This window comes from Sorangium sp. So ce176, assembly GCF_051519835.1.
Lineage (GTDB): Bacteria > Myxococcota_A > Polyangia > Polyangiales > Polyangiaceae > Sorangium > Sorangium cellulosum_G.
In genome coordinates this window covers 3,866,093-3,892,572 of record NZ_CP150371.1, presented here as the reverse complement: position 1 = coordinate 3,892,572, position 26,480 = coordinate 3,866,093, and the positions used below count along the sequence as shown (strand labels likewise).

Genomic DNA, 26,480 nt, shown 5'->3' with positions numbered 1-26,480 from the left:
GCAAGCGAGCGCTGCGACCGCGCCGCGACCGCGCGGCGCCGCTGTCCCGCGACGTCGCTTCGCGCACCTCTGGCGATCCTCCGCGGCGGCGCGCCCCGGCCTGCGGGACACGGCCCCGAGGCCGCCGGGACATCGGTCAGCCATCGGGGGCGAGCATGGACCGCGAAACGGGCGGCGGCGAGCAGAAAGGGACAGGCCGGCCACGCGACGAGGGTCTGCTCTGCCGGCGCGGTCGCCGTTCGCGCCGGCGCCGGGGGCCGGCGGGTGCTGCGGCGCTCGGCTCTCCGCGCGACGCGCGCGGCGCCGCCTGCGCTAGCCTGCCGCGCATGAAGCGCGCGTTCAGCGTCGATGAGCTCAAGCAGACCGCGCCGCGCCTCGCCGTGGAGCGCCGCTCCGTGCGCTTCCAGGACGTCGACGCGGCCGGCATCGTCTTCTACCCGCGGGTCCTCGAGTACTTCAGCGACGCGTACATGATCGCGCTGAAGGAGCGGGGCATCGACCTCCCGGGCCTGATCGCGGGCGGCGCGCTCAAGCTGCCGCTCGTGCACGCCGAGGCCGACTACCTGCTGCCGCTCCGGTTCGGCGACACCATCGAGGTCGAGGTGCTCGCGCCGAAGCTCGGCGATACGTCGTTCACGGTGGGCTACCGCGTGACGACGGCGGGCGGGATCGCCGCCGTCGGGCAGACGGTGCACGTGTGCATCGATGGCGCGCGCTTCGTTCCGTGTCCGCTCCCGGACGACCTGCGCAGCGCGCTGGGGGCGGCCGCGCCGGGCGGCGGCTCCGGCGCGGCGGCGCGCTAGCGCGGCGGGAACGGCGCGAGCGCGGCCGCGAACCGCGCCGCCGCGCCGGCGCGATCGAGCTTGCCCGCCGCGGTGAGCGGGAGCGCCGCGGCCGCGCAGAGGCGCCGCGGGCGCTTGTGCGGGGCGAGGCGCGCCGCGACGGCGGCCGCGAGGTCGTCGAGCAACGCGGGCGGGAGCGCGGCCCCGTCCATCGCGCCGGGCGCCCCGTGGTCGGGGACGATCGCCGCGGCGACCACCTGGCCCCAGCGCTCGTCCTGCACGCCGAACACGACCGCGCCCACGACGCCCGCGCAGGACGCGAGGACCTGCTCCACCTCGGCGGGGTAGACGTTCTCGCCGCCGGTCACGATGAGATCGCTCCGGCGCGCCGCGACGTGCAGCCGCCCGGCGGCGTCGACCGCGCCGAGATCCCCGGTGCTGAACCACCCGGCGCCGTCGACGACGAGCTCCGGCGCGCGCTCCGGGCCGCGGTGGTAGCCGCGGAACAGCACGGGGCCGCGGATCTCGATGCGGCCCACGCCATCGCTGCCGGCGCCCGCGATGCGCAGCTCGACGCCGGAGATCGGCGCGCCGGAGCCCGGCTCGCGGGTGCGCGGATCGCGCGGGCGCTGGACGGTGACCTGCGAGCACGCCTCGGTGAGGCCGTACGTGGTGAGCGCGGGGACGCCGCGGCGCGCGCACTCGCCGAGCGCCCGCTCCGGGGCGCCCGCGCCGCCGACGAGCACCGCGCGCAGCCGGGCGAGGACGTTGTCGCTGTCGGCCTCCAGCAGCGCGAGCAGCATCGTCGGCACGACGGAGAGCAGCGTCGCGCGGTCGCGCGCGATCGAGGCGAGCACCGCGGCGGGATCGAAGCGGGGCACGAGGACGACGGCGCGCCGCGCGAGCAGGCAGCGCGTCACGATCGAGAGGCCCCCGACGTGGCAGAGCGGCATGCAGAGCAGCCAGCGATCGTCGTCGCGCACGCCGAGGTTGGCCGCGCTCGCCTCGGCCGCGGCGAGGAACGCGCGGCGCGGGAGCACCGCGCCCTTGGGGCGCCCGGTCGTGCCCGAGGTGTAGACGATGGCGAGATCGCCCGAGGGATCCGGCGGTACGACGCCGGCGGCCCGGGCGATCTCGATGGCCTCGGCGGCGCGCGGCCCGCGCTCTCGGCGCGCGGCGAGCTCCCGTCCGGCGTCGTCGAGCAGGGCGGCGAGCTCGGGCTCGCGGAGCACGAGGTCCGGCCGCGCGTCGTCGATCAGGAGGCTCGCCTCGCCGGCCGTGAGCCGCGGGTGGATCGGGACGAGGACCGCGCCGAGCGCGAGCAGGGCGTGGAGGACGACGACGGTCCCGAGCGCGGTCGGGGCGACGAGCGCCACGCGAGCCCCCTGCCCCACCCCCGCGCGGGCGAGCCGCGCGCAGACGGCGGCGACCGCGGGCGCCAGATCGCCGAAGCGGAGGGCGCCGCCGGGGCCGACGCGGACGCCGGGGACGTCGAGCGCGTGCGGCGCGTCCGCGTCGCCGCCGCCGTGCACGAGCGCCGTCCGCGCCGCGACCGCGGGGTCGCGCGCGGCGTCGAGGAGGCTCAGGCCCTCCATCGTCCGACCCCGAGACCCGGCCGATCGCTGGCCGCGATCAGGCCGCCCTCGTGGAGCTGCGGGACGCGGATCGCGGGCCACGCCTCCAGGCCGGCGTGCGCGTCGAGGCCGCACGCCAGCGGAGCGCGCGGCAACGACAGCGCGAGCTCGCACGCGGCGGCGAGCGCGATGGGGCCGTCGAAGAGGTGCGTCACCACGGCGCCGAGGCCGCGCGCCTGCGCCCTGCAGCCGAGCTCGTGCGCGCGCAGCAGCCCGAGGATCGCGGGCTTCAGGATGAACGCGGCGCAGCCCTCCGCGTCGAGCAGGCGCTCCGGCATGCCCTCCACCGCGAGCGACTCGTCCGCCGCCCATGGGACCTCGCACGCGCCGAGGTGGTGGAGCAGCTCCGGCGCGACCGGCTGCTCGACGAAGCGCGGGCGGAGCGGCGCGAGCAGGCCGAGCCGGCGGGGCGCTTCGTCCAGCGACCAGGCCGCGTTCGCGTCGAGCCGGAGCTCGACGGCCGGGTGCTCCCGCCGGAGCGCGCGCAGCGCCTCGAGATCGCGCGCGAAGCCCTCCTGCCCGCGGGAGCGGAGCTTCACCTTGATCGTCCCGACGCCGCGCACGGCGAGGGCGCGGGCGCGATCGAGCATCTCCGGCAGCGCGGACGACGTCGTGAGCAGCCCGTTGACCTGGACCTCCTCGTAGCGCCGGTGCCCGCCGAGGCAGGCCGAGACCGGAACGCCGAGGCGCTGGCCGAGCAGGTCGAGCAGCGCCGTCTCCAGCGCGAAGCGCGCCGCCGGGGCGCCGCGCAGCCGCGAGGACAGCGGCGCGAGCGCGCGCTGGATCGCGAGCACCGTCGCCGCAGGCGCCGCGCCCGGCGCGCCGCCGGGCAGATCGATCGGGCCGAGCGCCCCTGGCAGCTCGGCGAGCGCGCGCTGGTCGTCGTCGGCCGACTCGGGCGAGAAGCCGGGGAGCGGCGTGGCCTCGCCGACGCCCACGCGCCCGTCCTCGTCGGAGATCGACAGCACGAGACCCCGGCGCGCGCCCTCGAGTTCGACGAGCTCAAGGCTGGCGGCGGCGACGCGCATGATCCCTACAGCCCCGCGGCGAGCCCCAGCGAGAAGAGCAGCGCGTAGGCGAGCAGCAGCTTCGCCGTCCCGGCGAGGCACTCGTTGAGCGGGCGGCCGTCGGTCGTCGCCAGCACCTGGAGCAGGCGCACGGCGCGCGGGAACGTCGCGACGACGAGGAGCGTCCACCGTCGGCCCTCGCCCACGGCGAGCGCCACGGGGACGGCGTAGGCGACCGCGAGGAGCATCGCGTATTCGAGGACGCCCGCCTTGCGGCCGAAGCGGACGGCGAGCGTGCGCTTGCCGGCGACGACGTCGGTGTCGCGATCGCGGACGTTGTTGACGACGAGCACGGCGGTGGCGAGGGCGCCGACGGGCACGGCCGCCGCCCACGCGAGCGGCGGGACCGAGCCGAGCTGGACGAACGCCGTCCCGCAGACGGCGACGAGGCCGAAGAACACGAACACGAAGACGTCGCCGAGGCCGTGATAGCCGAGCGGATACGGGCCTCCGGTATAGGCGACGCCGGAGAGGATCGACGCGACGCCGATCGCCACGATGGGCCACCCGCCCACGAGCGCGAGGTGCACCCCGAACGGCAGCGCCAGGGCGATCGTGACGAGGAGCCCGACGCGCACCTGGCGCGGCGTGAGCAGCCCCGCCTGCACGGCGCGGGTGGGGCCGAGCCGCTCGTGCGTGTCGGCGCCCTTCTCGTGATCGAACACGTCGTTCGCGAAGTTCGTGGCGATCTGGATGAGCATCGCGCCCGCGAGCGCCGACAGCGCCGGCCCGAGCCGCATGCCGCCGAGCGCGTAAGCGACGGCCGTGCCGACCATGACCGGCGCCAGCGCCGCGGTGAGCGTCGCCGGCCGGCACGCGAGGAGCCACGCCCGGAACGAGCCCGGCCGCACGCCCGTCGAGACCGCCGCCCCGGCCGCCTGGGAGGCCGCCGTCGCGCTCATGATCCCCTCCCCTGCGCGCAGCGACGCCGCCCGCCCGCGGCCGAGCGATCGCCCCCGCGCGGCGCGATGGCCTCGCCGGACGCCTCACGCGTGAAGTCCTCGGCTCCGGAGCTGCTGTTCGCGTTGACCTGGCTCATGACCGTGGCTCCCTCTCCTTCCGCAGGCTCGGGTTGTCGGCGCGCGCGCCGCTCATGATGGCTGTAGATCGGCCGCCGCCGGCCCGCCGATCAGCGCGGCGACCGCGCGGCGGACATCGGACCAGAGGCGCCCGACGCGGGCGGCGCCGTCGTGGGGCGGAACCACCGCCTCGATCAGCGTCGCGCCAGGCCGCTGGTGGGCGGCGGCGAGGGCGCGGGCGAGCCCCTCGGCCGTGCCGGCGCGATCGTACGCGAGCCCGAACATCGCCGCCGCGGGCGCGAAATCGAGGTGCTGCGGCATCGTGAAGCCGCGGTCGAGCAGATCCGCGCCTCGCCCGGCGATGGGGAGGTGCTCGAAGATGCGGCCGCCGTCGTTCTGGACCACGACGACGACGAGCGGCGCGCCGCGCTCCCCCGCGACCTTCGCGGCGAGGAGCAGGCCGGTCAGATCGTGCAGCAGGCTGAGATCGCCGAGCAGCAGCGTGACCGGCTCGCTTGCGGCGGCGCAGGCGCCGGCCGCGGCCGACACGAGGCCGTCGATCCCGCTCGCCCCGCGCTGGTGCAGGACGCGCAGCGCGCGCGCCGACGGCGGGCAGTATGTGTCGAGATCGCGCACCGGCATGCTGTTGCCGATCGCGAGCAGCGAGCCCTCCGGGCACGCGCTGGCCACCGCCCGGGCGACCTCGCCCTCGGTGAGCTCGTCCCCGGCGCACGCGCGCGCGGCCAGCGCCGCCGCGAGCTCGCCGGCGCGCGCGAACGACGCGGCCCACTCCCTCCGCGCGCGCCCGAGGTCCCCCGCCGCCCCGGCGAGGCGCGCCGCGAGGCCCTCGCACACGTCCACGGGCTCGGCCATGACGAGCGCTGCCGCGGCGCTCGTCGGATCGTTCCAGCCGTGCGGGGACACCACGAACCGGCGGCAACCCCCGTGCTCGGCGATGTAGGTCGCGTACCCGGCCGATGTCGGCGGGGCGCCGATCTCCAGGAGGAGGTCGGGCGCGTTCGCCGCACGGAACTCGGGCGCGCGCAGGAACGAATCGAACGAGGCCGGCATCACGACGCCGTCGGCGACGCCGCCGAAGTAGATCTGGCTCGTGCCCTCGGCGAGCACCGGGAAGCCGGTCGCCCGCGACAGATCTAGCACCGTCCGGCGCGCCCGCGCGTCGTCCTCGCGGCTCGGGGCCGGACCGCAGACGATGAGCCCCCGCTCCGCGCGCGCGCAGCGCGCGGCGATCTCGTCGAGCGCGCGCGCGTCAACCGCGGCGCGCGCCGACACGACCCGCGGACCGGCGCGTCGCATCAGCGCCTCCCACTCGGCCTGCCACGGCTCGGGCCCGGCCACCTCGACCGGCTCGAGCGGCTTGCGGAAGCGGGCGTTGATGTGGACCGGCCCCGGCGTGGGCGAGAGCGCGCGCGAGACCGCCTGGGCCGCGATGCGCGTCACGGCGCGCAGCGCGAGCGGCGACGGATCCGGCAGCCCGATCTCGGCGAAGTGACGGACGTGGTCGCCGAAGAGCTTGATCTGATCGATGGTCTGCGAGGCCGCCGCGTCGGCGAGCTCCCACGGCCGGTCGGCGGTCACCGCGATGAACGGCGTGAAGCTCTGGTGCGCCTCGATGATCGCCGGCAGGGCGTGGGCGCCGGCCGTGCCCGAGGTGCAGACGAACACGCTGGGGCGGCCCGTGACGCGCGCCTGCCCGAGCGCGAAGAACGCCGCGGCGCGCTCGTCGATGACCGCGTGGCACCGCACCTCCCCGCTCTCCATCGCCGCGAGCGCGAGCGGCGTGGAGCGCGACCCTGGGCAGAGCACCACGTCGCGCACGCCGGCCTGCGCCAGCGCGCGGACGAAGAGCTGAGCCCAGGCCGAGTGGAGGTTCGAGCCGCTCACCGCGATCGTCCTTCCCGCGCGGGCACCTCAGCCCTCCCCCGGCGTCGCCACGAAGAGGCACACGACGCCCATCGTGAGCGGCTCCACGCGCAGCACCCGGAGCCCCGCGCCGCGCATCTGCTCCGCGAACTCTTCCGGCGAGGGGAACCTCGCGATCGAGTCCTGCAGGTAGCGGTACTCGTCCCTCCCGGAGATCGCGCCGCCGATGTACGGGACGACTGTGTGGATGTGGAAGCGCGCGAGCTTGCTCATGAGCCCCCCGCGCGGCTCGCTGAGCTCGAGGACCGCGACGCGCCCCCCGGGCCGCGTGACGCGCGCCATCTCGCGGAGCGCCCGCGCGCGATCCGGTACGTTGCGGATCCCGAACGCCATCGAGATCGCGTCGACACTCGCGTCCCCGAGCCCCAGCTGCTCCGCGTCGCCGACCTCGAGCTCGACCCGCCCGGCGAGCCCCGCGGCCTCCACCTTGCGGCGGCCGACGGCGAGCATGCCCTGCGACGGATCGACCCCGATGACCTTCACGTCGTGCGTCCGCGCGATCGCGATCGCGAGGTCCGCGGTGCCGGTCGCCAGATCGAGCACCGTGGCGCCGGGGACGAGCTCGAGCGAGCGCACCGCCCGCCGCCGCCAGCCCTGATCGAGCCCCATCGAGATGACCCGGTTCAGGAGGTCGTACCGCTCGGCGATGCCGTCGAACATCTCGCCGCTGCCCGCGCGGCGCTCCCCGCGCGGCGCCTCGTCTTGCCCCACCTGGCTCATGTCCCGCCCTCCACCTGCGCCGCGCGGTGCCCCTCGCCGCGCTCCGGCGCGAACCGCTTGCCCTCGCCCGACGGCGGCGCGGCGGCCTCGCCGCTCCCCGCCGCCGGGGCGCCGTCGAGCCCGCGCTTCCGCTCATGGAGCCGCATGTGGCCCCGCTGGATGCCCTCGCTGGCGAGCGCGCGCAGCGCCGCCAGGTTCGACGCGAGCCCGACGGAGGCCAGCACCACCGCGAGCTCGCGCGCGCCCTTCGCCCCCACGAGCTGCAGCGCCGCGCGCACGCCGGCGTGCACCTCGGTCGAGCCGCCCACCGTGCCGACGGCGAGCGGCAGCTCCGCGCGGCCCACGAGCCCGCCGGGCACGCGCTCCCACGTGCTGAGCGGCCGGTACTTGCCGCTCATCGACGCGTACGCGTGCGCGCCCGCCTCGATGGCGCGGAAGTCCTGCCCGAGCGCGACAGCGGCCGCGTCGAGCCCGTTCATGAAGCCCTTGTTGTGGGTGGCCGCGCGGTACGGATCGAGCTCCGCGAAGCGGCTCGCCCGCGCGACGCCGCTCGCCACGTCCGCGCCGCCGAGCGCGTCGTCGCCGACCGTGGCCGTCACCCGGACCAGGCGGCGGACGGTCAGGTTCGAGAGGATCCGGAGCCCGAGCGTCCCGCCGGCGATGCGCTGCACGAGCGGCGCCACCGCCTCCGCCACGGTGTCGACAAGGTTCGCGCCCATGGCGTCGCCGACCTCGACGTAGAGGTGCACAACGAGCACGCCGAGCTCCGCCGAGAGGACGCGCACCTCGGCGTCGCGGCAGCCGCCCCCGCGCGCCACCATCCTCGGGATCGCCGCGTCGCCCGCCGCGAGGAGGCTCTCGCGCGCCGCCGTGAGCCGGCGCGCGGCCTCCTCGGCGTCCGGCACGTCGTCGAGCTGGACCTGCGCGGTCATGATCGGCGGGTCCGCCTCGCCGGAGAAGCCCCCGGACAGGCGGACCATGCGCGCCGCGTTCGACGCGGCGGCGATCACGCTCGGCTCCTCCACCGCCATCGGCACGAGCACGTCGCGCTGGTTGACGCGGAAGTTCAGCGCGAGCCCGAGGGGGAGCGCGTGCGTGGCGATGACGTTCTCGCACATCCGATCGGCCACCGCCGTCGGCAGCCCGCCCCCGCTCGCGAGGTGCGCGAGCGCGTCCTCGTCGAGCAGGCCGAGCGCCTGGATCGCGCGGAGCCGATCCTCGAGGCACCGCTTGTAGAAGCCGCTGATCCGGCTGGAAACGTTCTGGCTCATCGGGCGCCTCCGCGCGTCGCCTGCGCTCGCGTCGACTGGGCGCGCTCGGCCGTGTCGTCCACGGGCGCCGCGCGTTGCATCAGGGAGATCGTCATCGCCGCTCACCGCCTCCGCCGGGGGGTCGACATCGCGACCCCCTCGAGCGCCGCCTTCGCCGGGCACTCCGGGAGCGGCTCGATGCTCCGGACCGCGTCCCCGCAGAGCCGCGACGCGAGCTCCAGGCAGTCGTCCACGACGTGCTTCTCGATCATGATGTGCGCGATGCGCCGGCCGAGCTCGGGCTCGACCGCCGCGTCCTCGGTCGCGCAGTGCGCCTCGAGGGCGGGCGTGAGCTCCCGGTCGCGCTCCATGGCGAGCAGCAGCGGGTAGGTCATCTTCCCCTCGCGCAGGTCCGTGAGCAGCGCCTTGCCGGTCGCCTCCGGATCGCCCGCGAAGTCGAGGACGTCGTCGACGAGCTGGAACGCGACCCCGAGGCTCGTGCCGAAGCCCTCGAGCGCCTTGCAGAGCGGCTCGCTCACGCCGCCCGCGCGCGCCCCCGCGAACATCGCCCAGCGGAACAGCGAGGCCGTCTTGCCGTCGACGATCTGGAAGTACTCGCTCGTGCTCGTGCGCACGCGGCCGCGCGACGCGAGCTGGAGCGCCTCCGCGATGACCATCTCCTTGATCACCTGGAGCACCCGCTCGAGCACGTCGGGCATGCCCGCCGCCTGGATCTTGCAGAGCGCGTCGAGCAGGAGGTAATCGCCGCCGAAGATCGACGCGGCGTTTCCGTAGATGACGCGCGCCGCGTCCGCGCCGCGCCGGCGGTCGCCGAGGTCGACAACGTCGTCGTGGAGGAGCGTCGCGTTGTGGACGAGCTCGACCGCCACCGCGAACGTCCGCGCGGCCTCGTTGAACCCGCCGCCGATGTGGGCGGCCAGGGCCACGCAGATGGGCCGCAGCCGCTTGCCGCTGAGCCCGAGCAGGTGCCGCGCGCTCTGGTGGGCCGGCGTGTCCCCGTCCAGCCCGACCTTCGCCAGCTCGCGCTCGACATCCGCGAGGTCCCCGTCGAGCAGGCGCCTGAGCTCCGCGAGGCGCGCCGCGAGCGAGTCGAGCCCGCGTCCAGCGCACATGCCTCCGAGGCTCGAGACGACATCGCTCCGCTGGACCGTCCCAGTAAACGTTGTTGTCGCAGTCATCCCATCTCCACCTGGATGCACGAGCGCACGCTGCTCCCCGCACCGCGCGGGGCCCACGTAGCGGTCGAGCCCTCCGAAATCACGAGCCCGCTATGCGCCTCGCCGGGACCGCACAGCGCGGATCGGGAACCGGACCAGATCCCCGAACCGCGAGAAATCCACGGTCCTGCTCTTGATGAACCCATCGAGCGCCGTCTGCGCGACGATCACGAACGAGAGGAGCCGCTCCACCCGATCGAGGCTGAACCGGGCCGCGTCGGTCGGCGGCAGGCCCTCGAGCAACGCGGACGCCCGCTCGAGCCGTTCCCTCACGGAGTCGGCGATCAGCCGCTCGCGCTCGGCGAACACTTTGGAAATCATCTTCCAGAAGTCCGTCTCGGCCTCGAAGAACTCCTTCCGCTCGCCCGGTTTCCATACCCTTCGTACTACACCCCACCTCTGCAGTTCTGTCAGTGACATACTCATCGCGCCGGAAGAAACCTGCAGGCGTTCGCCGATCTCCGCGGCGGACAGGGCGCCGCCCGCGATGAACAGGACGGTCCAGATCCGCCCGAGCACCCGCCGGAACCCCCAGTGCTCGATGACATCGCCGATCGCGTCCGCCGCGAGCAGCTCCGCCTGACGGTGGATGTCGGTTGAAGGGCTCATTGAACTTTCAAAATTTTCTGAATGAAGTGTGTGGGCCAAGCTGGACCGGCGTCAAGGCGCTCCCGACCGTCCTCAGCGAGAAACGGACGGGCACGGCTTTAGCGCGGCCGGCGCGGCTCGCCTCCGGGTCCGGCGCGGCTGGCGCACGCGCTGAGGACGGCCGCGACCCTCGCCTCGGCGCCGGCCACGTGGCTCGAAGTGTCCTGTCGGGGACTCCGCTACCGCCGGCCGCGCCGGCCGTCGCCGCGCAGCCGGCGCGGGCTCACGCCTGCATCCGGGCCGCGAGATCCCGGTTCTGCCGGAGCAGCGCTTCCGGCATGCGGGCGCCGAACGACGTCAGGAACGCCTCGCGCTCGCGCGCCTCCTCCAGCCACGCGTCGCGGTCCACGGCGAAGAGCTCGCGCAGCGCCTCGTCGTTCACGTCGAGGCCGCTCGTGTCGAGCTCCCCCTCCGCGGGCATGATCCCGAGCGGCGTGTCGCGGCCCTTCGCCGCCCCGCTCACGCGCGCCGCGATCCAGCGCAGCACGCGGAGGTTCTCGCCGAAGCCCGGCCAGAGGAACTTGCCCGCGTCGCTCTGCCGGAACCAGTTCACGTGGAAGATCCTCGGGAACGCCGCGCGGCGCTCGCCGAGCTCGATCCAGTGCCGGAAGTAGTCGCCCATGTTGTATCCGCAGAAGGGGCGCATCGCCATCGGGTCCCGGCGCACGACGCCCACCTTCCCGGTCGCCGCCGCGGTCGTCTCCGAGGCCATCGTCGCGCCGAGGTAGACCCCGTGGGCCCAGTCGCGCGCCTCGCAGACGAGCGGCGCGAGCCTCGCGCGCCGGCCGCCGAAAACGATGGCCGAGATCGGCACGCCCCCCGGGGCGTCGAACTCCGGTGAGATGGAGGGACACTGGCGCGCCGGCGAGGTGAAGCGGCTGTTCGGGTGCGCCGCGGGCTCCTTGCTGTCCGGCGTCCAGCGGCGGCCCCTCCAGTCGGTGAGCGCCGGCGGCGCCGGCCCATCGAAGCCCTCCCACCACGGCGTCCCCTCCGGCGTGAGCGCGACGTTCGTGAAGATCGAGTCGCGGGACAGCGTCGCAAGGGCGTTCGGGTTCGTCCTCGAGCTCGTCCCGGGAGCCACGCCGAAGAAGCCGGCCTCCGGGTTGATGGCCCAGAGCCTGCCGTCGGGGCCGATCCGCAGCCAGGCGATGTCGTCGCCCACGGTCCACACCTTCCATCCCTTCTGGGACGCGGGCGGCACGAGCATGGCGAGGTTCGTCTTCCCGCAGGCGCTGGGGAACGCCGCGCAGACGTACGTCACGCGGCCCTCCGGGTCCTCCAGGCCGAGGATGAGCATGTGCTCCGCGAGCCACCCCTCGTCGCGCGCCATCGTGCTCGCGATGCGCAGCGCGAAGCACTTCTTGCCGAGCAGCGCGTTGCCCCCGTACCCGGAGCCGATGCTCCAGATGAGCCGCTCCTCGGGGAAGTGGCAGACGAAACGGCGCTCCGGGCTCAGGTCGCCGAGCGAGTGCAGCCCCCGGCAGTACTCCTCGGAGCTGCCCAGCGCGTCGAGCGCCACCCGGCCCATGCGCGTCATGATCCGCATGCTCGCCACGACATAGGGGCTGTCGGTGATCTCGACTCCGACCTTCGCCGACGGCGACCCGACAGGGCCCATCAGGTAGGGAACGACGAACATCGTCCGCCCCTTCATCGCCCCGTCGAACAGCCGGCCGACCTTCTGCGGGGCCTCCTTCGGCGACATCCAGTTGTTCGTCGGGCCGGCGTCGTCCCTGTCCCGACTACAGATGAACGTGAGGTGCTCAGTTCGGGCGACGTCGGTCGGATCGCTCCGGTGAAGATAGCAGTTGGGGTACCTCTCCTCGTCGAGCGCGAGGAGCGTGCCGTCGCTCAGCATCCCCTGGATCAGCGCCCGGTTCTCCGCCTCGGAGCCGTCACAGAAGACGACCCGATCGGGCCGCGTCTGCAGCGCGACCTCGTCGACCCACGCTGAAAGATTCCGGTGTTGCATACAGCGAGGGAGCCTAGCCCGGGCCAGAAGGACCGCCAAGGGACAGTGTTGCTGTATTAATGCAGCAAATCTGGATGACCTGGCGGACTGGGCGCCGCGCAGCAACGCGCGGCGACAAAGCCAAGGTGACGGTGAGCGGGCTCAGTTCGCGCAAGGAGAAGCAGGGGCGTTCGGCTATGCTGGAGACGTGCAGCGTGTCGTCGACCTCCCCGAGCGGGGCAGACTGATCGTCGCCACCGACTTTCAGGGGAATGTCGCGGATTTCGAGCGAATCGCCGAGATCTTCGAGCAGGCGGCGGCCAGCCGCGACGGCGCGGTGCTCGTGGTCACGGGCGACCTGGTGCACGGCCCCGAGCTCGATGAGGGCGAATGGCCTGATTACCTGGGTTCGTTTTACCGGGGCGACTCCGTGACCTTGTTGAAAAAGGCGAGGAGCCTCGCAGATCGCCACCCCGGTAGGGTTCATTACCTGCTTGGCAACCACGAGCATGCGCATGTCGGCGGCCCCGTGGTGGCGAAATTCTTTCCAGACGAGGCCCAGCGGCTCGAGGACCTCCTCGGCCCGGAGGACACGCTGGCGATGCGGAGCTGGTTCCGCGGGTGGCCGTTCGTCGCGGTCGCGCACACGGCCCGGATGGTCATGGTCCACGCCGCGCCGCACGCGCGCATCCAGAGCCGCGAGGATCTCGAGCGGCTCCCGCTCGACGGGTTCGTCGACGTGCCGCTCACGGAGATGAGCCTGCAGGGGACGCTCGGCGCGCTGCTCTGGGCGCGGAGCACCTCGAGCGAGCGCGCCCACGCCTTCCTGCGCGCGCTCGATCCGGATGCCCGCGTGGCCGTCTACGGGCACGACGTCGCGCGCGCAGGGTACGCCACCGAGCGCGAGCCGCTGCTCTGCCTCTCGACGAGCTTCGGCTGCTACGACGGCGACAAGCTCTACCTGGAGTGGGATCTCGCCGAGCCCGCGGAGAGCGCGGCCGACGTCGCGTGGCGCGGGCTCCGGGCGCTGTACCCCGAAGCGCCGCGCGTGCACAGCGAGCCCTGAGCGGCCGCCGAGAGGGCCTCGACGGCGCTCTCCGCGGCGCGACGCTCACGCCGCGGGGCCGGGCGCGACCTGGGCGGGCGGGGCGGGGGGCTTCGGCGCCGCGCTCGCGTGGCGGCGCTCCGCGAGGATGCCGATGAGCGCGAGGATCACCAGGACGAGCTGGGCGGCGAGCGTCTCCACGGTCGGGAAGATGCCGAGGGCGGGCACGCCGCCGAAGGGCAGCGCGTGGACAGGCACCTTGCCGGCCATCTGGAGCGCGGCCACGCCCTGCCCGGCGAAGATGACCGCGAGCGCGTAGAGGAGGTAGCTGGAGATGCGGAAGAAGACCTGCGGGGGAGCGAACCTGCCGGCGCGCGTGTAGGCCGCGACAACGGCCACGAGCACCACAGCGCCCCCCACGGCGCCCGCCAGGGCCGCTGTCGCGGAGGCGTTCGAGGCGAGCAGGGCCTGGTAGAACAGCACCGTCTCGAACGCCTCGCGGTACGCCGCGAGCATCGAGACGCCGAAGAGCGAGAGCGCCGCGCGCCGCGGCGAGATCTGCGCCTTCAGGAACTTCATCCAGCGGGCGACCTCGCGCTTCGCGAGCAGCGAGTAGCTCACGTAGAACAGCACCGCCGTCGCGAGGAGCGCCGTCACGCCCTCGATGAGCTCGCGCTGCGCCCCGGAGATCGCGACGATGCGGGCAGAGGCGATCCACGTGAGGACGCCGAGCCCGAGCGCGGTGATCCAGCCGAGGTGCACGAAGCGCCGCTTGTCCGCGAGCCCCGCCTGGGCGGCGAGCCCGAGGAGCGCGGCGATGAGGAGCGCGGCCTCGACCCCCTCGCGCAGGATGATGCCGGCGCTCGAGAGGGCCGTCGACGCGAAGCTCTTCGGCGCCGCGGCGGGCGACAGGAGCGCCTCGGCGCGGCCGACGTCGCGCAGCAGCGCGTCCATGACAGCGCCGAGCTCGGCGGGGGACGCGCCCCGCTCGAGGTGGCCGCGGAGGTCCATGCTGCGCGCCTCGAGCGCGGCGGCGAGCGAGGCGTCGGCGGCGCGGAGCGGGGCCTCGATCGGCTCGATCCCCTCGAGGTACGCGTCGATGAGGTGCCCGCGGGCCGCGTCGCGATCGCCCCGCGCGATCGCCTGGCGCGCGCGCTCGATCTTCACGCGGACGAGGCCGAGCGGGGTGCGGGCGGCGCGGTCCTCGTACGGTGCGCGGAGCCGCAGATCGGCCAGCACCGCGGCCTCGGCGTCGGCCGGGACGCCGGCGCTCCGGAGCTCGGCGCGCAGATCGGCGTCCGTGCGGGCCGCGAGCTCGGCGAGGGTGTAGGCGGGCGCGACGCCGGCCGGCGCGGGGGCGACGTCGGCGTGGCGCAGGCCCGTGATGAAGAAGGCGAGATCCCAGCGGTCCGCGTCGGAGAGGAACGTGAACGGGACCATCGCCGTGCCGTCGACGCCGAAGCGGACGGTGCTCACGACGCGGTACGGGGCGATCGCCTCGCCGCGCTCGGGGTCGTGGAAGTTCACCGGGCGGGGCGTGAGCGTGGCCGCGCGCGCGGTGTCGGCGCGCCCTGTCTCGCCGTGGCACGTGACGCAGTGCTCCTGGTAGAGGCTCTTGCCCCGCGCGGCGTTCGGCGCGGCGCGCGGCGCCTCCTCGATCTGGAAGGCGCCGACGAGCTCGGCGCGCAGGCCCGTGATCAGCGCGACGACGTCCTCCGGCGGCGCCTTCTTGTCGAGCAGCTCGCGGAGCTTCGCGATGCGCGCCGAGAGATCGAACTGCCGCTCCGGGGGGATCGCGGTCTGGACGCGCGCCGCGATCTTCGCACCGTCCGCGGCGAGCGAGAGCTGCTCGGCGTACTCGTCAGGCACGGTGACGACGCCGTTGGCGACGGAGCCGCCGTAGTCGGCGCCGATGTACCCGAGGATGTGCACGAGCCGCTGCGCCTCGATCTCGGGTGGATCTCCCTGATCCGCGCGGGCGAGCGGAGCGCCCAGCAGCACGGCAGCCAGACACAGGAATGCGAGCATCCGCTGGCCGCGCGTGAAGTTGATAGTCATATTCAGAAAGTACCGCGGGCCGTGTGCGGTGATCAAGGCGAAGTGAGGCGCGAATGTGCGTGAGCGCGAGCGAGCCGCCGGCGTTCGGGGCGGCGCGCGGCGCTAGTTGTCGAGCTCCTCGAGGAGGACCGCGACGCCCTCGTCGATCTCGGCGTCGGTGAGGTACGGCGCGGGGCCGATGCGGAGCACGTCGCGCCGCGCGTCGACGAGCACGCGCCGGGCGCGGAGGCGCTCGACGATGTCGCCTGCCCGCTCGGCGCGGACGGCGACGAAGCCACCCCGCCGCTCGGGCTCGCGCGGCGAGATCACGTCGCCGGCGCGGCCCGCCGCGTCGAGGAGGCCGAGGATGCGCCCGGTCTGCCGGAGCGAGATCGCGCGCAGCCGTGGGACGGTGAGGCCAAAGCGATCCCAGTGCTCGAGCGCCGCGGCGGCGCGGTAGAGCGCGGCGGGGTCGAACGTGGAGCCCGCGAAGCGCGCGCCGCCGGGCGCGTACGCGACGCCGCCGCCGCTGCCCGCGAGCGCGCCGAAGTCGGCGAACCAGCCCGTGAACACCGGGCGCAGCTCGCTCGCGCGCGGGACGCGCATCCAGCAGATCCCCTCCCCCATCGCCGCGTACTTGTAGCCGCCCGCGACAGCGAAGACGTGCGGCGCCGCGCGGCCCCACGCGACCGGGACGACGTTGAAGGCGTGGTAGGCGTCGACGAGCGGGACGGCGCCGATCTCGGCCGCGCGCGCGACGATCTCGTCGAGCCGCGGCACCACCGTCGCGCTCTCGAAGAGCACGGCCGAGATCGCGAGCATCGACGTGCCCGGCCGGAGCGCCGCGAGCAGCCGATCGGCGAGCGCGGCGCGCGGCTCGACGCTCACCCACTCGACCTCGACGCCCTCCTCGTCGAGGCGCGCGAGCTGACGCCTGAGCGAGTGGAACTCGCCCTGGGTCGTGACGATCCGCGGCCGCTCGCGCCGAGGCAACGCCGTGATCAGCCGATAGACGAGCTCGTGCGTGTTCTGGCCGAAGACGATGGCGTCGCCGCGATCGAAGCCCATCCGCTCCAGGATCGCCTCGCCGACCGCCGCGCGCTTCGGGAACACCGCGGCGTCCCACTTGTCGTCGACGAGCCGCGCGGCGTCGTCGAAGCACGCCGCGAGCGCGTCGCGCGCCACGTCGGGCCAGGCCTGGTGGGAATGGCCCGTGAGCAGGATGCGCTGCGCCTCGCCGTCCGCGGGCGCGAGGAAGCGCGAGTACGCCGCGCGGAACGCGTCGAGGTCGAACGAGAAGCTCTGTTCCGCGTCTCCTTGCATTCCAGCTCCTCGGTCGCGGTGTGGCGCGGCGTGCGCGCGAGGCGGTGAGTCTCCCCGCGCGTCCCCGCTTAACCCACTTCCGAGCTCACTTCCACCGGGTCCGCCCGTGGATCCTGCGCGCGACGTGCGGATTGCGTCCTCGGCGGGCGGGGGCGCGCGGCCGGGGCGCGCCCCCGGCGCGTCCGATCATCGTAGGGGGAGGTAGCTCTCCCGGGGTCGGGCGGAGCGACGCGACAGCGGAGGGGGCGGGAGGTTCCGTGACGCGCGAGGATTGCTGCGGCGTGGGAGGGGGGCCGGCGCGCCGTCGCGCTAGACTGCGCAACCTGCCGATGCGACCGCGCGCGGAATACCTCGAAGGGCTCGTCGATCTCACGTCCCACGACGACCCGAACGTCCGGCGCGCGCTGTTCCGCCAGACGATCGCCTCGATCGCCCTCGTCGACGCGCTCGAGGGCTCGACCCCCCTCGACTCCCTCAGCCCGGACGGGCTGCTGCGGAGCGTCCAGACCGCCATGGCCGACGGGCTGCTCGACGACCTGAGCTGGCTCGCGCCGGCCGCTGCGAGCGTGGCGCTCTACGAGATCGCCGGGGCGCTCCCGCACGGACCCGAGCGGCGCGAGCTCGGCCGGCGCGTGCTCAACCAGCTCTACGCCGGCAACGCGGCGACGTTCGTCGCGCTCGCCACGCGCATGGCCGCCGGCTCGGCCCGCGGCCTCTCCGGGGCGGGGATCCGCGCGCGCGTCATGCTCTCGCTCTGGCTCCCGGCCGGCACCGACATCCCCGTCGATCCGCTCGCGCTGCTGCTCGCCTCGCGGCGCGAGCTGTCGCGCGACTGGATCGCGGCGCCCTCGACCGGCTCGCTCCCGGAGCGCCGCCTCGCCGCGCGCCTGCTCGAGCGCGCGGCGCGCGAGGCGACCCGAAGGGCCATGCAAGGCGACGACCTCCCGCTCCGCGTCTTCCGCAACGTCAGCGACGGACGCCGGCGCGACCTCGACCGCAGCGCCGACGGGATCGCGCTCGCGTGGCAGACGCTCCTCGCCGACCGCGAGCCGCTCGTCTGGCGCCACGTCGCCGCGGCGCGCGGCTTGCTCGCGGGGTTGCTGCCCGACTTCGCCGACGAGGTGCGCGCGCTGCTCGGCCAGGATCTCTCCCCCACCGAGTGGCGACGCGGGGCCGCGTCGCTCGCCGCGAGCATCGCCGTCGACCCGGACGGCGCGCTCCGCCGCGCCGTCGAGCTGCTGCGGGGCCCGCTGCTCACGGCCGACCCGGGCATCGCCACGGCGATGGCGTGGGGCCTCCCCGTCGCGGCCGACGCGGAGCCCGAGGCCGCCGACGCGCTGCTCGACGAGATCGCGCGCGCGTCGCCGATGTCGACGGCCGAGGCGATCGTCGAGCTGCGGCGCGACCTCCGCGGGGCGATGAGCCGGGGCGAGCCGCTCGGCGCCCGCGCCGCCGCGCGGTGCGCCCGCGCGCTCGAGGACGCGCTCGAGGCGCCGCCCAGCGCGCACGCGCGCGACGACGGCCTGGCGGCGCTCGCGCGCGTCGTCCACCGCGACCTCTCGATGGACGGCGCCGGGGTCGCGCTGCTGCGCGGCGCGCTCGACGGCGCCGTCGCCGCGTTCGTCGAGACCGGGCCGCGCGAGGCGCACGGCCGCGCGCTCGAGGCGTACGCCCTGGCGGCCGAGGTCGTGGGGGCGCTCGAGGAGATCGAGCTCAGCGATCTCGACGACGGGCAGAGCACCGCGGCGCGCAGGGCCGCGGTGGGGCTCGTGCGCGAGCTCGATACGGAGCTGCTCGGCTCCGGCCTGCTGAAGAGCCTGCTGCTCCTGAGCCGCCGGCCGAGCGAGGACGCGACCGGGGTCGCCTCGCTGGACGATCTCGACGAGCGGCTCGCCCGCTGGCTGCTCCGCGCCGAGGGGCCTGCCGCGCGCGCGAGGGCCTCGCCGCCCCTGCACGTGACCGTGCACCAGCGCAACCTGCGCGCGCTCATCCACCTGATCGACGGCGAGAGCACCGATTTCGGCGGCGAGCCCGAGCTCAAGGCGCGCGTCCTCGCGCGCTGGACGGGGGCGATCGGCGTGCTGCTCGACCGGCTGCGCGCCGACCGCGGCTCGTCGCTCCGCCGCGCCATCGCCGCGTCGGTCGCCCGCGGCCTCGACGCGCTCGTGCGCGAGGGGGCCGCCGACGCGGCCGACATCTTCCTGCACGCGGCGATGCGCGGCGGCGACCCCGACGACCTGGAGGTGCTCGGGGAGGCCAGCATGCACCCGGACGTCGCCCAGCTCCTGCGCGCCTACGCGCGGTTCGCGCGCGGGGGGCGCGAGGGCGGCGCGCGCGGGGGGCGCGCGCCCGACAGCGACGCCGCGGTGTCGGTCCGGTCGACGCGGCAGGGGTCGCTCGACGCGGAGCTCGCCGAGGCCGAGCGCGCGCGCGCGGCGCTCGAGCGCATCGCCGCCCTCGACGCGCTCGTCACGGCGTTGCCCGCGGGCGCCTCGCAGCGCACGGAGATCGTTCGCGGCGCGCTCGCCCGCCTCGCGCGCGCGCTCGGGGCGGTGAACACGGCCGGCGCGCTCAGCGCGCTGACAGGGGCGGGCGACGGGGACGCGGACGCCTCGCCGCTCAGCGCCCTGGAGGACGCCCTGGCGCGGCTCGCGCAGCTCACGGCCGGCGCTCGCCGGCGCTGCGGGGAGCACCCCGCCTCCGCGCCCGCCGGCGCGACCGAGCCGCTGCGCCTGGCGATCGAGGTCGCGCTGCAAGAGGAGGAAGAGGGCGTCGAGATGGGCGTCGCCGCGCCGGTCGAGGCGCTCGTCTCGGCCGCGCGCGCGAGCATCCCGGGCGCGCTCGCGGATGTGGTCGCCCTCGTCGTGCCGCGCATCATGCGGCTCCCGGTCCGGCGCCCGAGCGCGCCGGGCAGCGTCACGCTGCCCGAGCAGCCGCTGCCCGCGTGGCTGCCGAACCGGCGCACGCTCGGCGGCTTCTACGTGCACCGCCAGCTCGGAGGCGGCTCGCTGGGGACGGTGTTCGTCGTCACCCGCACCGAGGAGCGGCACGATCCGTCGGCCGAGCGCTTTGCGCTCAAGGTGCCGGAGTACGATCACACGGCGGCGCGGAGCGTCTCGGAGGCCGACTTCCTCCGGCTGTTCCGGGAGGAGGCGGGCGCGCTCCTCTCGCTGCCCGATCACCCGAACCTCGCCGGCTTCGTCACGTTCGACGCGGGGGCCCGCCCCAAGCCGATCCTCGTGATGGAGCTCATCGAGGGCATCCGCTGCGACAAGCTGCTCGACGCGCGCGGCCTCACCTCGCGCAGCGCCGTGGCGCTGCTCGACGGGATCCTCGCCGGGCTCGAGGCGATGCACGCTGTCGGCGTCGGGCACCTCGACATCAAGCCGACCAACGTGATCCTGCGGGGCGGGCGCGAGCCCGTGCTCGTCGACTTCGGCCTGGCGGGCCGCCACATCCGCCCGGGCTGCGCCACCGGCTGCTACGGCGCCCCGGAGATCTGGGGGGTCGTTCCACCCGGGGTCACCCCGACCCCGCTCACGGCCGACGTCTACAGCTTCGGCTGCCTCGCCTACGAGCTCCTCACCGGGAGGACGCTGTTCGACGGGCCCACCGAGGTCGCGCTCATCACAGCGCACGTCACGCACGACGGGCTGCCCGCGCCGGTCAAGCGCCTGGCCGATGATGCCCGGACCGCCGATATCGGGGCGTTCTTGTATGCCTGCCTACGACACAACCCGCGGGACCGGGCGACTGCCTCCTCGTTGCGGGAGATGCTCCTCCGCATCACCGGTCAGCTCGCCGACCTGAGGTGGCCGCTCGACGACGGGCGGGCTGCGAGGCACAGCGTCGCTGGATCCCGCAAGAGCCATACGGGAAATTCCTGACTCACTTTTCCTCAGAAATCCGGCGGTCCAAAGAGGGATTTAGGCAGTAGGCTTCTTCTTGGCGGCGCGTTCGGGGGGGCCGCGTAAATCAGGCCGCCATGGCCCCCGGGTCAGCGCTGCTCGATTCCCATCGACGTACCGGCGCATCCCGGCGGCCAACCTATCTCGATCGCGCCGGAGCGCTGGAGTCGCGTCGGTCGATGTTCTAAGGGCGGCGTGTTGATCCCGGCCCTGGAACCGCCTCGCGATGAAGCCGACCTCCGCTGCCGCGCGGCCGCGCTGACGGGCATGACGCTCTCTGAGCTGGCGCGCGCGCTCCAGCGCGCGGTGCCGCGCGGCGGCGTTCGCACGAAGGGAGCGGCCGGCGCGCTCGTGGAACGCGCGCTCGGCGCGACCGCCGGCTCGACGTCCAGGCCCGATTTCCCCCACCTCGGGATCGAGCTCAAGACGATCCCCGTGGACGCGGCCGGCGCGCCGCAGGAATCGACGTTCGTCTGCTCGATCTCGCTGTCGGACGCCGATCGCGCGGAGTGGGAGACGTCGCGCGCTCGCGCGAAGCTCGCCCACGTGCTCTGGATCCCGATCATCGCCGCGCCGGGCCAGCCGAGCGAGGAGCGACGGCTCGGCGCCCCGCGGCTCTGGCGGCCCACGGAGGCGCAGGAGGGCGTCCTGCGCGCCGATTTCGAGGACCTGATGGGGCTCATCGGCATCGGCGCCATCGAGGCGCTCACCGCGCGCGCAGGGCGCTGGCTACAGGTGCGGCCGAAGGCCGCGACCGGGCGCTCGCGGACGCTCGCGTTCGGGCGCGACGGGGAGATCATCGCGGCGCTGCCGCGCGGCTTCTACCTGCGCTCCAGCTTCACCGGCGCCATCCTGGGCGATCCGGCCGCGATGCCGGCGTGATCGGGCCGCGGACGCGCGGGCTCGCCGCGCGTCACTTGCAGGGGACGACCTTCTTGGTGCCGTCCGGCATCGTCGCGGTGCACGTCTCCATCGAGAGATCGCTGTTCACGGTCACCGCCGGCGCGACGGTGCGCGGCGGCTCCGGATCGTCAGCGGGAGCCGCTCCTGTGCCCCCTGCCTGGCGTCCGCGCCCTCGCCCGCCGCCCCGCGACGGTTTGCCGGGTCCCGCGTCCGGCGCTGTCGTGGCTGCCGCGGCCGCTCCGGTGCCGCCGTCCGCCGCTGCCTCGCTCGAGCTGACGCCCGCGTCCGCCACCCCGGCGTCCGCTGCGCCCGCGCTCGTCACGGCGGCGCCCGCGTTCTCGGCGTCGCCTGCGGGGATGACGTTCGGCGCCGCGGCCGGCATGGCCGGCGCCTGCGACGGCGGCGCGGGCTCGACGGACGCCGCCGTCTCGCTCGGCGAAGGCACCGCCGGGTTGGTCGTCACGTCGCTGCCCCCCAGGGCGAACCGGCTGCGCTGGAACTGGAGCGCCCCCCACGCGCCCACGACGACCGCGACGGCGCCGACGGCCACGTAGAGCAGCGTGCGCCGCCGGCGCGGGGCCTCGTCGTCCGACGGCGGCGTGGAGCTTGCGGTGCGCGCGCCCTTGTCGGTCACCGACGGGCCGCCGCTGCTCGTGCGCGACGCGCGGGACAGGGTCCTCGTCATGGCCGCGCGCGAGGCGGGCGGCGGCAGGTCGAGCTCCGCGGCGTGCAGGCGGAGGATCCCCGCGATGGTCGTGCGCGTGCCCGGCGCGGCGTACGGCGCGAGCGCCTGCACGAACTCCGCGATCGACTGGTAACGATCCTCGGGCTCGCGCGCGATCGACCTCTCGATCACCTCAACGAGGCCCTCGGGCACCTCGGGGCGGAGGTCCTGGAGCGGCTCGGGCGGCGACGTGTAGATCTTCGCGCAGAGCTCCGGGAAGCTGTCGGCCACGTACGGCGGCCTGCCACCGATGATCTCGAAGAGGCACACGCCGAGCGCGTAGATGTCCGTGCGGGGATCGACGCTCTTCGACGAGCGCATCTGCTCCGGGGACATGTACAGCGCCGAGCCGAGGATCGTTGTCGTCTGCGTGAGCGAGACGTTGCCCGTGTCGCCGGTGAGGATCTTCGAGACGCCGAAGTCGAGCACCTTGATGAGCGGCGCGCCGTCGGGGCGCTTCGTCAGGAACAGGTTCGCCGGCTTCAGATCGCGGTGGACGATCCCGAGCGCGTGCGCCTCCGCGAGCGCCTCGCACGCCTGGACGATGTGATCGATGCACTCGCCGATCGCCAGCGTGCCCGCCTCGGCGGCGTGGCACGCGAGGTCCTCGCCGTCGAGCAGCTCCATGACCATGTACGGCTCGCCGCTGTCCAGCGCGGCGACGTCGAGCACGCGGACGACGTGGTGCGTCTGCAGCTTGGCGACCGTGCGCGCCTCGCGCATGAACCGCTCCGCCGCCTCGGTGTACGACATGAACTCTGGCAGCAGGAACTTGATCGCGACGCGCGTATCGAGATCGAGGTGCAGCGCCTCCACCACGAGGCCCATGCCGCCACGGCCGATCGTGCGCTCGACGCGGTACTTGCGCGCAATGACGGTGCCAGGCGCGATCGTGTAGACGTTGTCGGCCTTGGGTTCCCCCGCGCCGAGCGGAAACGCAGCCGTCTCCGGGCCGACCGGGTCGTCTCCGTCGGTCGAGTCCGGCTCTCCAGAGGAGCGCGCCATCGAGCTAAGGTATACACGTCGCGCTCCGGCGAAGCGATTCCCCTCACGTCGCAGGAATGCAAAGGGCTGCGAAAAACCTCCGCGCAGGTGGGACGAGCGCGCGGGAGATGCGCAAGCGGGCGCGGCTTGAAGCCGTCCTGCGCCCATGGCACACCGCGAGCGGAGCCTCCGCCCTCGGAGCGCCTCCGTGGTCTGCTGGAGCCGACGTCGCTGGCGCGCTGCTGATCAGAACCGGCCCCGCGCCCGTGTCCGCGCGATGCCGGCGCACAGCGAGCTCAGCGGGTGCGCGCCGGCGGGGTCCTGGAGCGGCGCATGTTCGCCGTCGATGAGGTCCGGTGCGGCCCCTCGGTGCCGTGCGCCGGCGTCTGTCGCGTCGCCTTGAGGTTGCCGAGGTCGGCCTCGATCTCGACGCCGAGCGCGCGACAGCGCCGGATGAGCCGCTCCAGATCCACGCCCGCCTCGATCAGCAGGCCCGAGGGGGGCGATGGATCGACGAACATCTCGGCGGCCGGCCTGCGGCTGCGGAGCAGCTCGCGGATCTCGGGGTCCTCGATCCAGAGGAAGCCGGAGGCGCCGACGAAGCTCGCCTTGCCGATCACCACGCTCGCCTGGATGAGCATGCGCGAGATCGTGTCCGGCAGCGGCGCGACCGCCTCGATGCGCGCCCGCAGGGCGTCGCTGTCGAGGCCCACCGACAGCGCGCGCGCGATCGAGGGCGGCGTGAGCAGAAGATCGACCTGGTCGCCGACGCGGCCGATCTCGGCGAACGCCGAGAGCCCGAGCACGGCCGAGACCCTGGCGCCGGTGCCGACGCGCAGCGCGTGGGCCTCCACGAACTTGCTCTTGCTGTTGTCCGAGCTCGGCGCAGCGCCCGCGAGGAGCGCCCGCCCGCGCGGCGTCAGCCGGAGCGCGAGCTCCGCGCTGGCCGCGTCCTCGGCACCACCGAGATCGATGATGCCGAGCGCGGGCAGCGACTCCAGCGCGATCCGTCGCGTGATCTCCGGGATCTCCGGCGCCTCGACCGAGGCGCGCTCGGCCCAGCGACGGACCAGCCGCTCGACCCCGGCGATCCGCTCGTCGGCGGCGAGGTAGCCCTGCAGCGACTGCCAGGGCACCCAGCGGCCCTCGCCGAGGTCGTGCAGCGCGTCGAGCACCATCTCGCGGAGCGCGCTGATCGGGCTCGCGTCGCGGTTGTCCGACGCGACCCGGAGCACCTCCCGCTCGGCGCGCGCCTCGTCCCACGCGCCGCCGCGGCGCCACGTCGTGAACAGGAGCGGCGTCAGCTCCTGCACCTGGAGCGAGCCAGGCGGCGTGGCCGGCGATGCGGCCGACGCGTCCCAGAGCCCGACCGCGCGCGACAGCGCGGCGACGAGCGCGACGCTCTCGACGTCCCGCCCGAAGCGCTGCGCGAGCCGGACGAGCAGCGACCGCGGCGTCCCGACGCCGGGGCGCACGTCGCTGCCTGGCTCGCGCACGCAGTACCCGAGCGCCAGCGCGAGCATCCCGGGATCCGAGGCGAAGCGAGCGCGCCGCGGCGCGTGGTCCTCCTCGAGGACGAACGAGCGGATCTGCTCCCGCCGCTTCTCGCGCATCCGGCGGCGATCCGCGCCGACGATGGCGGCCACCTCGGTGGGCACGACGTGCCGGTTCGGATGGATCGGAATGAGAAAGGCGCGGCGCTCGAGCGCGAAGCCCGCCCCGCGGCGGCTCGCCGTCACCCCGCTCGCGCTGCGGAGGCGCATCGGCTCCCGCTCGAGATCGAGCAGCTCCTGCGTGTCGACCTCGCCGCCGACGGACTCGATCGCCTCGAGAAGGCGGCGCTCGACGGGCGCGAGGCGGTCGATCTCCTCGCGCAGCCGCTCCGGATCGCTCAGCGTCTCCCACGCGACCTCGAGGGACAGCGCGATGGGCGGCGTGGCGGGGCGGCCGAGGTAGTGCGTCGCGATCGCGCTCATCGTCTCGAAGGGCGCCTGCGCCAGCAGCGCCCGGATCGCGCGGGGGTCCTCGCTCTCCCAGCTCTTGAGCTGGACGAGGAACGCCGCCGGGAGCACGAGCTCGATGCCCTCGTCGGTCTTGCGCGCGTAGACGACGCCGCGGGCGATGAGCGGCTCGAGCCCGGCCGGGAGCGAGGGGACGACGAGCACGCCCCCCGCCTCGGCGATGCGGTGGAGCAGCTCGCGGCTGGCGGTCGGGAGCCGCGACGGGTCGCGCACGTCGGGGAGGCCGACCAGCGCGCGCGCCGCCTGAGACGGCGCGTCGATGCGCTTCGCGGCGTCGATGCGGATCCCCATCCGCGTGATGAGGCCCTTGAGCTCCGACTCTGGAAGCGCACGGAGGATGGCGTCGAGCCGCCTCGGCGACTCGTCGAGCTCAGCCTCGTCACTGCTCGCCATGCCTCCCGATTCGCGCGTCACCCGACCTAGCTCCTCATCTGCAGGATGTCCCCGCCCCGACTGTCGTCCGTTGGTCGTGGTCATGTTCTCGACCTATCTCCGGGATATCCAATGACCCACGTTAACCAGCGGAATAGCCAGCCTCCTAACGTACACCAGGATGCTCGTCCAGCTTCAAGAAATCGAGCACTTTCCTTCCCCGTTCTCATTTTCGTCTGCTTCGTCCGCGCCGGGGTCGCGCGCCGTCGTGCGCCACGCGCCGCGCGTGTCGTTGCGTGTCCTCGCGCATCTCGCCGTTGCGCGCACCTGAGCCATCTCGACGTCTCGTGTCACGCCCCCCGGCACACGCCCCGTCGACCACGTATACGCTCGTACGCGCTCACCAGGCGCCCGCGCGGCTCGCGTGCGTCGGCACGCTCGCGGTGCTGCGGTGCCCGACGCGCGCCGTGACACATTCCGCGCTGCTCATCGTGTTCATCGCGGCGCCGTTCGTCTTCACCTTCAGTATTACGTTCATCGTCGCGCTCGTCTTCACGTTCAGCGTCACGGCGTTGCTCTTGGCGTTCGACGTTTGTCACGCGACGTCGATCCGCAGGATCCCGCGCCGGCGCTCCGGTCCCTTCCCGCGGCGGGGCGCCCGTCGCGCACCTCGATCGGGGCGGCTCGGCGCCGCGCGCTTGGCGTCCTCGCGGGAGGCGACGACCGGGTCGCCGGACCGCTCACGAGGGCGCTCCGCGACAGGCGCCCTTGCCTTCCCGTGCGCTCGCGTGGGAACGTCGCACACCTCCCTGATTTCCCGCCCCTGTCGAGGCGCATCATGCCGTGCTCCACGCCGCACGCCCGAAGCTCCGCACCGCACGCCCGAAGCGACCAGCCCCCCACTCGTCGC

Annotated in this window: 19 protein-coding genes; 4 read left to right on the top strand and 15 right to left on the bottom strand. The window is 74.5% G+C overall.

Annotated features, from left to right (window positions below; genetic code table 11):
- The first annotated feature begins 326 nt into the window (after positions 1-326).
- Positions 327-803 carry an acyl-CoA thioesterase gene (locus tag WMF42_RS14680; RefSeq protein WP_437692530.1) on the top strand — a complete coding sequence of 159 codons (477 nt, stop codon included), beginning with the start codon at positions 327-329 and terminating at the stop codon, positions 801-803.
- On the opposite strand, the gene WMF42_RS14675 is transcribed toward WMF42_RS14680, so the two are convergent.
- The 10 genes from WMF42_RS14675 to WMF42_RS14630 all read right to left on the bottom strand — a co-directional run bounded on the left by WMF42_RS14675 (position 800) and on the right by WMF42_RS14630 (position 12,274).
- Entirely contained in the window at positions 800-2,377 is a 1,578-nt protein-coding gene (locus WMF42_RS14675) for an AMP-binding protein (protein WP_437692528.1), read from the bottom strand. The genes WMF42_RS14680 and WMF42_RS14675 overlap by 4 nt on opposite strands.
- Positions 2,365-3,444, bottom strand: a complete 1,080-nt coding sequence (locus tag WMF42_RS14670) for a mandelate racemase/muconate lactonizing enzyme family protein (protein WP_437692526.1) — start codon at positions 3,442-3,444, stop codon at positions 2,365-2,367. The genes WMF42_RS14675 and WMF42_RS14670 overlap by 13 nt, the downstream gene beginning before the upstream one ends.
- A gap of 5 nt (positions 3,445-3,449) precedes the next feature.
- Entirely contained in the window at positions 3,450-4,385 is a 936-nt protein-coding gene (locus tag WMF42_RS14665) for a 1,4-dihydroxy-2-naphthoate polyprenyltransferase (protein ID WP_437692525.1), read from the bottom strand.
- Entirely contained in the window at positions 4,382-4,522 is a 141-nt protein-coding gene (locus WMF42_RS14660) for a hypothetical protein (RefSeq protein WP_437692523.1), read from the bottom strand. Before WMF42_RS14660 ends, WMF42_RS14665 begins: the two co-directional genes overlap by 4 nt.
- A gap of 52 nt (positions 4,523-4,574) precedes the next feature.
- Positions 4,575-6,407 (bottom strand): 2-succinyl-5-enolpyruvyl-6-hydroxy-3-cyclohexene-1-carboxylic-acid synthase, encoded by a 1,833-nt coding sequence (menD, locus tag WMF42_RS14655; protein WP_437692521.1) that lies wholly within the window; start codon positions 6,405-6,407, stop codon positions 4,575-4,577.
- A 27-nt stretch (positions 6,408-6,434) separates the two neighbouring features.
- Positions 6,435-7,166, bottom strand: a complete 732-nt coding sequence (ubiE, locus tag WMF42_RS14650) for a bifunctional demethylmenaquinone methyltransferase/2-methoxy-6-polyprenyl-1,4-benzoquinol methylase UbiE (RefSeq protein WP_437692519.1) — start codon at positions 7,164-7,166, stop codon at positions 6,435-6,437.
- A complete protein-coding gene (locus WMF42_RS14645) occupies positions 7,163-8,437 on the bottom strand; it encodes a hydroxymethylglutaryl-CoA reductase, degradative (protein ID WP_437692517.1) in 1,275 nt (424 codons plus the stop codon). The genes ubiE and WMF42_RS14645 overlap by 4 nt, the downstream gene beginning before the upstream one ends.
- Positions 8,438-8,538: 101 nt before the next feature.
- Entirely contained in the window at positions 8,539-9,549 is a 1,011-nt protein-coding gene (locus tag WMF42_RS14640) for a polyprenyl synthetase family protein (protein ID WP_061612127.1), read from the bottom strand.
- A gap of 156 nt (positions 9,550-9,705) precedes the next feature.
- Positions 9,706-10,263, bottom strand: a complete 558-nt coding sequence (locus WMF42_RS14635; RefSeq protein ID WP_061612128.1) for a GbsR/MarR family transcriptional regulator — start codon at positions 10,261-10,263, stop codon at positions 9,706-9,708.
- 262 nt (positions 10,264-10,525) lie between these two features.
- Positions 10,526-12,274 (bottom strand): phosphoenolpyruvate carboxykinase (GTP), encoded by a 1,749-nt coding sequence (locus WMF42_RS14630; RefSeq protein WP_437692514.1) that lies wholly within the window; start codon positions 12,272-12,274, stop codon positions 10,526-10,528.
- 187 nt (positions 12,275-12,461) lie between these two features.
- On the opposite strand from WMF42_RS14630, the gene WMF42_RS14625 reads away from it, so the two are divergent.
- The gene (locus WMF42_RS14625) at positions 12,462-13,319 is read left to right on the top strand and encodes a metallophosphoesterase (protein ID WP_233562468.1); all 858 of its coding nucleotides are present in this window, start codon (positions 12,462-12,464) and stop codon (positions 13,317-13,319) included.
- Between the two features lie 45 nt (positions 13,320-13,364).
- Here WMF42_RS14625 and WMF42_RS14620 read toward each other — a convergent pair whose 3' ends face one another.
- Together WMF42_RS14620 and WMF42_RS14615 are read right to left on the bottom strand one after the other, a co-directional pair.
- Positions 13,365-15,356: an FTR1 family protein gene (locus tag WMF42_RS14620; protein ID WP_061612130.1), complete on the bottom strand. Its 1,992-nt coding sequence runs from the start codon at positions 15,354-15,356 to the stop codon at positions 13,365-13,367.
- 102 nt (positions 15,357-15,458) lie between these two features.
- Positions 15,459-16,658 (bottom strand): aminotransferase class V-fold PLP-dependent enzyme, encoded by a 1,200-nt coding sequence (locus WMF42_RS14615; RefSeq protein WP_061612131.1) that lies wholly within the window; start codon positions 16,656-16,658, stop codon positions 15,459-15,461.
- A 329-nt stretch (positions 16,659-16,987) separates the two neighbouring features.
- Between WMF42_RS14615 and WMF42_RS14610 the strand changes: the two genes are divergently transcribed.
- Together WMF42_RS14610 and mutH are read left to right on the top strand one after the other, a co-directional pair.
- Complete coding sequence (locus WMF42_RS14610) at positions 16,988-20,545, top strand: protein kinase domain-containing protein (protein ID WP_437692511.1); 3,558 nt, start codon at positions 16,988-16,990, stop codon at positions 20,543-20,545.
- A 219-nt stretch (positions 20,546-20,764) separates the two neighbouring features.
- A complete protein-coding gene (mutH, locus tag WMF42_RS14605) occupies positions 20,765-21,448 on the top strand; it encodes a DNA mismatch repair endonuclease MutH (RefSeq protein ID WP_081426091.1) in 684 nt (227 codons plus the stop codon).
- Positions 21,449-21,479: 31 nt separating this feature from the next.
- Here mutH and WMF42_RS14600 read toward each other — a convergent pair whose 3' ends face one another.
- The 3 genes from WMF42_RS14600 to WMF42_RS14590 all read right to left on the bottom strand — a co-directional run bounded on the left by WMF42_RS14600 (position 21,480) and on the right by WMF42_RS14590 (position 26,138).
- Entirely contained in the window at positions 21,480-23,198 is a 1,719-nt protein-coding gene (locus WMF42_RS14600; protein ID WP_437692508.1) for a serine/threonine-protein kinase, read from the bottom strand.
- Between the two features lie 275 nt (positions 23,199-23,473).
- A complete protein-coding gene (locus WMF42_RS14595) occupies positions 23,474-25,591 on the bottom strand; it encodes a hypothetical protein (protein ID WP_061605608.1) in 2,118 nt (705 codons plus the stop codon).
- A 379-nt stretch (positions 25,592-25,970) separates the two neighbouring features.
- Positions 25,971-26,138 carry a hypothetical protein gene (locus WMF42_RS14590; protein ID WP_437692506.1) on the bottom strand — a complete coding sequence of 56 codons (168 nt, stop codon included), beginning with the start codon at positions 26,136-26,138 and terminating at the stop codon, positions 25,971-25,973.
- Positions 26,139-26,480 lie beyond the last annotated feature (342 nt).